We start from the raw sequence: 9,677 nt of genomic DNA on the forward strand, positions 1-9,677 counted from the left end.
CCTCGCCTTCGCGCAACGATCTCGTACACCGTGGAGACTGTCCGGTACGCGCTCAGGTCACACAAAATGCGTGCGGTGTCGGAGGAGAGCGCTATCTTCTCCGCCATGCCATTGATCACAGTCACCGACGAGGTCGTCGGAGCGCCGAGCGGGCCGGCGTGGACCATCGAGGTCTTCGAGGAAGAGGTACGCCTCGACGAGCTGATCCGGCGACGCGTCTTCCTGGAGATCGCCGAGTCCGGCGTGGACGCCGATCCGGAGGAGCGCACCCGGACGACGCTTGACGCGTTCGGCCGCAACGCCTTCGTGGTGCTCGTCGACGACCGCCAGGTCACCGCCCTGGACGAGGAGGTCCGCCTGCACGCGGGATCCCGCGTCACCTTCCTCAAGCTCGTTCCGCTGGTGGGTGGCTGAGTGGACACGTACGACCCGGAGCCGGCGCTGCGCGATGTGATCACCACCGTCGAGGGCTGGTACGAACGCCCCGACCGGACCCTCAACGAGTCATCCCGGCTAAGGTTCGTCGACAAGGTGGTGACGGTGTGCGGCTGGGCGCCGGCCGGCTCGGTTCCGGCGCTGCTCGCCGCGCTCAACGAACCGCGCGGGCCCGGCGATTTGGCTCCGCCGCAGGCCGAGCTGTTGGCGGAGGCCACGCGGCAGGCCGAGTCGGTCGCCGCCGCCGTGGCCGACCTGGCCGGTGACGACGCGGATCACGACCGCCGTGCCGCCGCCGCGCTGACAGTCGCCGGCCGTCTGCCGCGGCTGCCGCTTCAGCACGAGAGCCCGTGGGACCGCGCTCGGGGCGAAGCGTGGCGCCGGACGGAGGAACTCCTGGCCGCACAACCGGCGCCGGTACGGCAGGTGGTGTTCGACGTGTTGACGGTGCCGGGGGAGCACCGCGCCGGGCAGGGCAGGCTGATCAGTGCCGTCAGATCCGGCGGCGGGATCGACGGCGCGTCCTGGCTGGACCGGCTCGGCGGTCAGGCATGGCTGGGGTTCGGTGGCTGGAGCATCGGCCTCAAGCGGTTCACCTGGGAGGCCATCCAGGCGCAGGCGTCGGCCGGGCGGGTGAACCCGGCGGCGCTGGCGACCTGGCGCCGGACCGGGATCGAGCGCTCGCTGAGTGACATCAGCGACGAGGCCGACCGGATCTGGCCGATCCCCAACGTCGGTGAGCAGTGGGCCGACCGCGCCGTCGCGGACATCGAGGCGATGCCGGCGGATCGCCGGTCCGCGTGGGAGGCGCTGCTGGCGCACTGTCCGGTCGAGGTGGACAAGGCGAAGCCGACGGCCGGTTGGCGCAAGCAGGCTCGGTCGCTGCTCGACGCGGTGGGCGTCGACGATTTCACCGCCCGGCTCGACGACTGGCTCCCGCTCGTCGGGCAGGCCCGCGGCCTGCCGCTGCGCATGACCACATGCTGCCCCGGCCACATCAAGGACATGCCACCACGGATGATCGACCGCTACAACGTCGGGCTGCTGTGGGGACTGATCTGGATGCGGACGATGTGCCCGCCGTCCGAAGTGACACTGCGCAGCCTCGGCCAGGTCGCGGAACGGGCCGCCCGCAAGATCTCCGGCCACGGCCCGGCGAGCCCGAAACTGGCGAACGTCGCGGTCGCGGCGCTCGTCGACACCGATCACCCGGCCGCGCTCGCCCATCTGGCGCGACTGTCCTCGCGGCTGACGTACAAGAGCACCCTGCGCCTGGTGGAGAAGGGGCTGACCCGGCACGCCGAGGCGCGCGGTGTCAGCCGGGAGGACGTCGAGGAGATGGCCCTGCCCGGCTTCGGGCTGCCGCTCGCGGACAAGCTGGGCGACTGCTCGTACGAGCTGGAGGTGCGCGGTGTCGACGCCGTAGTGGTGTGGCGCAACGCCGACGGCAAGGTGGTCAGGACGCCTCCGGCCCAGGTGCGCAAGGAGCACGGCGAGGAGGTGAAGGAGCTGAAGGCGACTGTCGTCGACGTCGCCGCGACGCTCGTCGCCACCCGCGACCGGCTGGAAGGGCTTCTGCGGCGCGACCGTTCGTGGACCGTCGAGCAGTGGCGCGAACGGTTCCTGGACCATCCGCTGGCCCGTACGCTGGCCCGGCGTCTCGTCTGGACCGTCGATGGCGTCGCCTGCTGCTGGGCCGGTGAGGCGCTGCGAACAGTGGACGACGCCGTGGTCGAGCCGGCCGACGAGGCGACGGTCCGGCTGTGGCATCCGGTGCTCGACCCCGACGCGGTGGGGTCGTGGCGAGATTTCCTCAGCCGGCACCGGATCACCCAGCCGTTCAAGCAGGCGCACCGGGAGCAGTACCTGCTCACCGACGCGGAGCGGGCCACGGGCATGTACTCCAACCGGTTCGCCGCGCACATCGTGCGCCAGCACCGGCTCAACGCGCTGCTGTCCCGGCGCGGCTGGTCGTACGTCCAGCACCGCAACGACGGGGCCTCGTACAACCTGCCCTGGCTGGCCCTCCCGGACTGGGGGCTGCGCGCCGAGCTGGGTGTCGCCGGGATCGAGGACCGGGGCGACGACCTCGTGTTCGACACGATGGGGACCGACCAGCTGTTCTTCATCCGGGGAGAGCGCCTGCCGGTTCCGCTGGCGGAGGTGCCGCCGGTCGTGCTGAGCGAGGTGATGCGCGACGTCGACCTGTTCGTGGCCGCGGCCGGGGTGGGCGCCGACCCGAACTGGTACGACGGCGGGCCGGAGGGCCGGTACCGCGACTACTGGGCGGGGAGCAGCTTCGGCGAGCTGACCCCGACCGGCCGGACACGCCGGGAGGTGCTGGCGGACCTGATCCCCCGGCTGGCCATCGCCGGCCGCTGCACGCTCACCGACAGGTTCCTGGAGGTACGCGGCGACCTGCACACGTATCGGATCCACTGCGGCTCGGGGAACATCCTGATCGCCCCGGACGAGCGGTACCTGTGCATCATCCCGGACTCGGCGAAGGCGAAGGAGCCCGAGATGTACCTGCCCTTCGAAGGCGACAGCCGGCTCACCGAGATCATCAGCAAGGCGTTGCTGCTTGCCGCCGACAAGAAGATCAAGGATCCGGTGATCCTGCACCAGCTGTGAGGCCGCCGGCGGGCGCCGGGCCCAGGGTCAGCCCGGCGCCCGCTTCGGCAGCAACAGCTCCTCGTGGTCGAGTTCGCGTTCCAGCACGCGCAGTTCCTCGTCCGGCAGCCGGCCGGAGTCGCGCCACCGCAGCAACTCCTCGCGTTGCGCCTCGAGGACGGTCCGGCGGACCCGCAGCGCCGTCTCGTACTCCGGTGAGGTGGGCAGCTCCGACGATCCGCTCTGCTCGATCAGGTCGAGCCGCCCCCGGTAGCGGGCCAGCCGGGTCTGCAACTGGGCCCGCGTGGTGTCGACGGCCACAGTGCTGTCCGGCTCCTCGGCGGCGACGGTGTCGAGGCGGGCCAGGGCGGCCTCCACCGCTGCGGAGCGGGCCTCGTTGCGTACCCGGGCCTGGTCGGCCTCGTTTGCGCGCAGGCCGAGCATGCGCACGAGCGGCGCGAACGTCAGGCCCTGCCCGACCAGTGTCACCAGGACGACCACGAAGGTGCAGAACAGCAGCAGGTCACGATCGGGGAAGGGATCTCCGCTACGGGTTGTCAGCGGCAGCGTGAAGATCGCGGCCAGGCTGATCACGCCACGCGTACCGGACCAGCTCAGGGCTACCACCTCGCGGGAGGTCAGCCCGCGGGCGTTGCGGTCGACGCCGCCGAGCCGGCGTGCGGCGTCAGGGTCGTCGGTGTCGTCCTGTTCGGCGACGCCGCCGAGCCGGGTGTGCAGCGACCGGGGGAGCCACTGGGTCAGGATCAGCCAGGCGGGGCGCAGGAGCAGCACCACGCCGACGGACACGGCGACGGCGATGACGATCGTCGACGTCTCGTACTGGCGCAGGCCCCGCACGACGGCGGGGAGCTGCTGGCCGATCAGCAGGAAGACGAAGCCTTCGAGGAGAAAGTCGACGAGCCGCCACACGGCGTTGGTCTGGAGGCGGGCGGCCCCGGAGCCGAACTGCGGTGTCTGGTGGCCGACGATCAGGCCGGCGACCACCACTGCCAGTACGCCGGAGACGTGCAGCCCCTCGCCCAGCAGGTACGCCACGAACGGTGTCGCGAGCGAGATCGCGTTGGACAGCAGCGGGTCCGCGGTGAGCGGCCGGACCAGCCGTTTCGCCCGGGCGACGACCACGCCCACCGCGATGCCGCCCGCCGCCGCCAGCACGAACTGCCCGATCGCGGCGTGGAACGAGAACGTGCCGCCCACGGCGGCGGCCACCGCGACGCTGAGCATGGTCAGCGCGGTGGCGTCGTTCAGCAGTCCCTCGCCCTGAATGATCGTGACCATCTTCGGCGGCAGGTTCACCCGGCGGCCCACGGCCAGGGCGGCGACCGGGTCGGGCGGGGCGACCGCGGCGCCGACAGCGATGCCTGCGGCCAGCGTCGCGCCGGCCACGAACAGGTGGAACCCGATGCCCACGAGCAGTCCGGTGAGGAGCACCAGCACGACCGAGAGGCTGACCACGATCCGCAGGTTGCGGCGGATGTCCAGCAGGGAGGAGTCCAGCGCGGCGCTGTAGAGCAGCGGCGGCAGCACGACCATGAGCACGAGGTCGGGGTCGAGGCCGACGTTGGGGCCGGGGAGCAGCGCGTACGCGATGCCGATGAGTGGCAGCAGCGCGGCTGCCGGCAGGCCGGTCCGGGAGGCCACCCACCGCACGGCGATGACGACCGCGACTGCGGCGAGCACGAACAGCAGTGTCGAATGGGTGCTCACCCCGACCGACAGTACCCGCGTCGAGATCATCATGCGACGCGGACGGCACCGTCAACCGAGGGTTGACGGCCTGAGATCGTCAACCTATGGTTGACGCATGGAGGAGACCGAACCGCTCAAGATGACCCAGCCGGTACGACTCGACGACCTCATCGAGGGCATCAAGAAGGCGCACACCGACGCGCTCGACCAACTGGCCGGCGCCGTTCTCGTCGCCGACCACCTGGGCGACGTGGCCGACCACCTGATCGGGCACTTCGTCGACCAGGCGCGCCGCTCCGGCGCCTCGTGGACGGAGATCGGCCGCAGCATGGGCGTGACGAAGCAGGCCGCCCAGAAGCGTTCCGCGGCCAAGGCGGAGACCGCCGCCGCGCTCGACCCGAACTCCGGGTTCGGCCGCTTCACCCCGCGCGCCCGCAACGTGGTGCTGGCCTCGCAGGAGGAGGCGCGGGCCGCGGGCAACGCCGAGATCACCCCGGGGCACGTCGCGCTCGGGCTGCTCGCCGAGCCGGAAGGGCTGGCCGCCGCGGCGATCGTGGCTCGGGGCCTACCCCTGGAGCGGCTGCGGGAGGTCGTCACCGCGACGCTGCCGGCGAAGGCCGACCCGGTCCCGGACCTGATCCCCTACGACGCGCGGGCCAAGAAGGTCCTGGAGCTGACCTTCCGGGAGGCGCTGCGGATGGGGCACAACTACATCGGTACGGAGCACATCCTGCTCGCCCTGCTGGAGGAGGAGGGCGACGACGGCGTGCTGCGCGCCCTCGGCCTGGAGAAGTCCGCGCTGGAGTCGGCGTTCGAGGCGGCGCTCGCCGAGATCACCCGGAAAGGGGCCTGACCCCGCGCCGGGCACGCGTCACGGGGGCGCGTGCCCGGCGTCCGGGCCGTCAGCCGGCGACGGGGAAGCCGTACCGGGCGGCGTGCTCCGGGTCGGCCGGGTCGACCTGGCGGATGCCGGCGTCGGCCAGCCGCTTGTTCACCTCGTCGAGGTGCTCCCGGACCAGCCGGGCCTCCTCCTCGGTGACCCGGCCGCGGTGCGGGCGCCCGGCGTGCTCGATGGTGCCGTAGTCGGTCTTCTCGGTGGCGCGGCGGGCCTTCGGCGGCTTGACCCGCTCGGCGGTCCGCAGCAGCTGCGCCATCGGTACGTCGGTCGCCATCGCGTCGAACTCGCTGGCGGTCAGCACGACCCGGCGCGGCTCACCGTGGCCGTGCCGGTCGTGGATCTCCACCACCGCGACGTCGAGCGCCGCGTCGTCGATGCTCTCCACCTCGACCGCGGTGGCGTCCAGCTGCACGGGGCCGGCGACCAGGTCCGGGTGCTCCAGGACGACGACCTTGACCACCTCGTCGTCGGGGCTGAGCATCTGACCGGTGAAGTCGGAGACGTGGATCGTCTTCTTGCCCATGCGCGGAGCTTCTCCTGTCGTAGGCCGGAAATCGGACCACAAGACGCTACCGCACAGGTGTGCGAAGGCCGGTACGCCGCCCGGCCGGTGTGTCGCCGCCCGCCCTCAGAGCGGTGTGAGGCCACGCCAGGAGGCGGCGCCAGCCGGTTGGGCGTTCAGTTCGGCCCAGGAGAGTCCCCGGTCACGGGCCTCGCGGTACGCCGGCTGCGCCGGGAACCGTCCGGCGTCTGCGGCGGCCCGCCAGCCGCGCTCCGGGTCCTGCTGGAATCGGTCATTCGGTTCGTGAGGCATGACCACTACCGTCCCAGAGAAACTTGTCCATGTATGAAAATGAATATGACGCAGGGTCGATGCCTTCGGTTCCGTGAAGCGCCGGAAGTCCTGCGGCCGGTGGCGGAGGCAGGAATCGGCGTCCGTCGCTGGCGTGCCGACCCTCTACCCGCCTGCCGCGCGTCTCAACCCCGGCGCGATCGCGGAATTCGGCGGACACGGGCGCGGCGTCCCGGCGTACCATGATCACGTGCTCGACCGGCGGGTCTTCCTTCATCTGGCGACCTGGTTGGGGCAGTGGCCGGCGGGCCCCGGGCTGCACGTGGTCCGGTCCTACCGCCGCGCCCGCCCGGCCTGGGACGGGCGGCTGCGCCCGGCCGTCGCGGTGACAGCGGGCGGCAGCACCGTCCTCTCGGTGGCCGCCGACCGGGTCGAGGCGGTCCGGACCCTGGTGCGCGACCGGCCGCTCGGGGAGTGGCTGCCCGACCTGCCGGGCGCGGTCGGCACGCCCGAGTTCATCGCGCACACCTCGGTCTTCCGCTGGTGCACCGACCCGGCGCCGCTGCCGGAGGTGGGGGAGTGGGTGCCGCCCACGCTGCCCGGGCTGCCGCCCTGGCTGCGGCTGTTCGACAGGGAGGTGCTGGTGGTCCGGGACGCCGACGGCGCGTACCGGGCCGGCGTCGGGATCAAGCGGCACGACGCGTACGGGCACGAGCTGGCGGTGGGCACGGTGCCGGCGGCGCGCGGGCGCGGCCTGGCCCGGCGGCTGGTCGCGCAGGCGGCCCGCCGGGTGCTCGACGAGGGGGCGATCCCCACCTACCTGCACGACCCGGGCAACGCGGCGTCCGGCCGGGTGGCCGAGGCGGCCGGCTTCCCGGATCGCGGCCTCACCGCGTTCGGCGTGTTCCCCCGCTGAGCCGGCCTGGCGCGGACCGTGGATCCGGGGCCGGAGCCACGGTCCGCTGCTCTCCCCCAGGCCCCGACAGCGGTAACGCTATGTGTTAGTGCTGGTGGTCAACAAGGGGTGTGCCACTGTCCGGTTACGGACTCTCACCTGCGCAATCGCTGGCAGGCTCGGCGGCGAGGTCAGTGACGCAGCGTGTAGATCAGGGCGAGCGCCTGACGGGTGACGGGCCGCAGTACGCGCAGCCGGGACAGCCCCACCAGCCGGTCCACGAGCGGCACCACGCCGTCGATGAGCTGCCGGGTCTTCACCTGCCCCGCCGAGCGGTCGTGCACCCAGTAGAGCACCACCCCCATGTAGCCGAGCCAGAGCAGCTCGGGCAGTGCCTCGCGCAGCTCCTCGTCGAGCTTGACGGTGGACCCGGTGAGCGCCTCGCGGAACAGCGCGACGGACATGTCCCGGGGCTCCGACGACTCGGCGGAGAACGGGCTGAGCGGCGAGGTCGGCTCGGCCGCAGTCTTGAAGAAGGCGCCAGCGAACGCGTGGTACGGGCTCAGCACGTCGATGCCCGCGTGCAGCACCCCGGCCAGTCGCGGGCCGAAGTCCCGCTCCCGGGCGAGCACCGGATCGGCCGCCTTCCGGTGCTCACGCTGGGTGCCCGCGTAGAACTCCTGGACCAGGTGCTCCTTGGAGCCGAAGTAGTAGTAGGCGTTGCCCACCGCCACGCCCGCCTCCTGGGCGACCGCGCGCATCGTCGTGCGGGCGTATCCGCGCTCGCGGAACAGCCGCATCGCGGTGTCCAGGATCAGCTGGCGGGTCTGCTCACCCCGGGCCGTCGACCCCTGCCCACCCGCAGCTGTCGTCGGCGCACTCTGCTCGGTCATCGTCGTCACCGTATCCCGGTTCCCGGATCCGCTCGCGGACCGCGGAGGCCGCCGCCACCACCTTGCGGGCCAGCGGCAGCAGGTGTGGACGGGCCAGCCGCTCGGCCGTGCCGCGATGCTCGGCGAGCGCCCACAGGCAGGCGAACCAGGCGCCGTCGCCGCGGTAGACCGCGCCGGTGTCGGCCACCACCGTCAGGTCGCGCAACGTCGCGTCGTGGTCCAGCCCGGGGAAGCGCCGCCGGGCCTCGGCGGAGCCGGCCGGCACGAACTCCAGCGGTACGAGCTGGGCGCGCGAGGCGAGCCAGCGCCGGGCGGCCCGGCACATCGGGCAGTCCGCGTCGAACAGGACGGTGAACCCGCGGATCCCACCGGCCCCGTGCCCGGTGGGATCCTGCGGGTGCCCGCCCTGGGCGGACGTCACCGGGCCGGCGGGTTCGGGCCCGCCGGTACCGGTCCGCCCTGCGGCGGGAGCATCCTGACCGGCGGCAGCGGCGGGTGAGTGGCCTGCTGCCGCAGGCGGCCGCGCCGGTAGCGGCCGAGCGCGAAGACGTTGAAGAAGTGCAGCGCGCCGAGCACCAGCAGGACGAACCCCACCTTCATGGAGAGCTGCTCCAGCGCCTGGCTGGTGTCGCCGACCGGACCGGACTCCTTCATCGCCACCGTGACGTAGCCGAGGTTGAGCAGGTAGAAGCCGACCACCAGCAGGCTGTTGACGGCCTCGGCCAGCCGGCTGTCGGCGAACACGTCCTGCAGGAACACCAGCCCGTTGCGGGACAGTGCCCGTGCCACCCAGACGGTGAGGCCGATGCTCACCGTCAGGTAGGCCAGGTACATCCAGACCTTCACGTCCATCCCCGTAGCCTCTCTTGAACGTGTTCAAATCACTGGCGCCCTGAGCGTACGACAGATTTTGAACGTGTTCAAGAGAGCGGCCCGCCGCCCTTCCGGGCAGCGGGCCGCGTGGGGGTGCGGGTCAGGCGGTCAGGCCGAGCGCGTCGGCGGCGGCCCGGCCGTTGGCGTGACTGGCACCGTGGGTGGCGACGAACGCGCGCGCGCCCGTCGGCCGCCACGCGCCCGGCCAGCCCATCTCGACCACAGTCACCTGATGCGTGGCGGCCAGCGCCTCGACCAGCTCACGCGCGCCGGGCAGCCGGTGCAGGTGCCGCCCGACCAGCACGACCGGCCGGTCCCCGGCGAGCCGCCGCAACTGCTCCGGGTCGGTCTCGCCCGCCACCGCGCGAGCCTGCTCGACCCCGGCGGCCAGGTGCGGGCCGAGCCCCCACGGCACCCGCCCCTCGGCGATGGTGGAGGTGGCGTGCACCTGCACCACCAGCGGCGCGGTGTCGCGGACGAGGTCGCCCTCCACGCGTACCGCCCGCAGCGCGGCGGCGTAGCCGAGGCCGTCGGCGGCGGGCGGCGGGGCGTCGGCGGGGCCGGTGG

The 9,677-nt window shown here is 72.6% G+C and carries 9 protein-coding genes and 1 pseudogene; 4 read left to right on the forward strand and 6 right to left on the reverse strand.

The window, feature by feature from the left end:
• The first annotated feature begins 105 nt into the window (after positions 1-105).
• A complete protein-coding gene (locus AC2CHG_RS17450) occupies positions 106-414 on the forward strand; it encodes a hypothetical protein (protein WP_484525133.1) in 309 nt (102 codons plus the stop codon).
• On the forward strand, positions 415-3,069 hold the full coding sequence (locus AC2CHG_RS17455) for a DUF4132 domain-containing protein (RefSeq protein WP_484525134.1): 2,655 nt from the start codon (positions 415-417) through the stop codon (positions 3,067-3,069).
• A 27-nt stretch (positions 3,070-3,096) separates the two neighbouring features.
• On the opposite strand, the gene AC2CHG_RS17460 is transcribed toward AC2CHG_RS17455, so the two are convergent.
• Positions 3,097-4,809: a Na+/H+ antiporter gene (locus AC2CHG_RS17460; RefSeq protein ID WP_484525135.1), complete on the reverse strand. Its 1,713-nt coding sequence runs from the start codon at positions 4,807-4,809 to the stop codon at positions 3,097-3,099.
• A 64-nt stretch (positions 4,810-4,873) separates the two neighbouring features.
• Between AC2CHG_RS17460 and AC2CHG_RS17465 the strand changes: the two genes are divergently transcribed.
• Positions 4,874-5,611: a Clp protease N-terminal domain-containing protein gene (locus AC2CHG_RS17465; protein ID WP_402809870.1), complete on the forward strand. Its 738-nt coding sequence runs from the start codon at positions 4,874-4,876 to the stop codon at positions 5,609-5,611.
• Positions 5,612-5,660: 49 nt separating this feature from the next.
• On the opposite strand, the gene AC2CHG_RS17470 is transcribed toward AC2CHG_RS17465, so the two are convergent.
• Complete coding sequence (locus AC2CHG_RS17470) at positions 5,661-6,179, reverse strand: hypothetical protein (RefSeq protein WP_366621780.1); 519 nt, start codon at positions 6,177-6,179, stop codon at positions 5,661-5,663.
• 520 nt (positions 6,180-6,699) lie between these two features.
• Here AC2CHG_RS17470 and AC2CHG_RS17475 point away from each other — a divergent pair.
• Positions 6,700-7,365 carry a GNAT family N-acetyltransferase gene (locus AC2CHG_RS17475; RefSeq protein WP_366621783.1) on the forward strand — a complete coding sequence of 222 codons (666 nt, stop codon included), beginning with the start codon at positions 6,700-6,702 and terminating at the stop codon, positions 7,363-7,365.
• A gap of 170 nt (positions 7,366-7,535) precedes the next feature.
• Here the strand turns inward: AC2CHG_RS17475 and AC2CHG_RS17480 are convergent, their stop codons facing one another.
• From AC2CHG_RS17480 to AC2CHG_RS17495, 4 genes and pseudogenes are all read right to left on the reverse strand, one after another.
• Positions 7,536-8,237 (reverse strand): TetR/AcrR family transcriptional regulator, encoded by a 702-nt coding sequence (locus AC2CHG_RS17480; RefSeq protein ID WP_402809866.1) that lies wholly within the window; start codon positions 8,235-8,237, stop codon positions 7,536-7,538.
• Positions 8,176-8,658 carry a thiol-disulfide oxidoreductase DCC family protein gene (locus AC2CHG_RS17485; RefSeq protein ID WP_402809863.1) on the reverse strand — a complete coding sequence of 161 codons (483 nt, stop codon included), beginning with the start codon at positions 8,656-8,658 and terminating at the stop codon, positions 8,176-8,178. The genes AC2CHG_RS17480 and AC2CHG_RS17485 overlap by 62 nt, the downstream gene beginning before the upstream one ends.
• Positions 8,655-9,089 carry a hypothetical protein gene (locus AC2CHG_RS17490; protein ID WP_194799604.1) on the reverse strand — a complete coding sequence of 145 codons (435 nt, stop codon included), beginning with the start codon at positions 9,087-9,089 and terminating at the stop codon, positions 8,655-8,657. Before AC2CHG_RS17490 ends, AC2CHG_RS17485 begins: the two co-directional genes overlap by 4 nt.
• Before the next feature lie 121 nt (positions 9,090-9,210).
• Positions 9,211-9,677: pseudogene (locus AC2CHG_RS17495) on the reverse strand (glycoside hydrolase family 3 protein); the annotation flags it as partial.

The sequence above is a fragment of the Micromonospora sp. ATLC20 genome, assembly GCF_057196585.1.

Coding starts and splice junctions, on each gene's coding strand:
- AC2CHG_RS17450 (WP_484525133.1), top strand. CDS start 106: ATGCCATTGATCACAGTCACCGACGAGGTCGTCGGAGCGCCGAGCGGG.
- AC2CHG_RS17460 (WP_484525135.1), bottom strand. CDS start 4,809: ATGATGATCTCGACGCGGGTACTGTCGGTCGGGGTGAGCACCCATTCG.
- AC2CHG_RS17465 (WP_402809870.1), top strand. CDS start 4,874: ATGGAGGAGACCGAACCGCTCAAGATGACCCAGCCGGTACGACTCGAC.
- AC2CHG_RS17470 (WP_366621780.1), bottom strand. CDS start 6,179: ATGGGCAAGAAGACGATCCACGTCTCCGACTTCACCGGTCAGATGCTC.
- AC2CHG_RS17480 (WP_402809866.1), bottom strand. CDS start 8,237: ATGACCGAGCAGAGTGCGCCGACGACAGCTGCGGGTGGGCAGGGGTCG.
- AC2CHG_RS17490 (WP_194799604.1), bottom strand. CDS start 9,089: ATGGACGTGAAGGTCTGGATGTACCTGGCCTACCTGACGGTGAGCATC.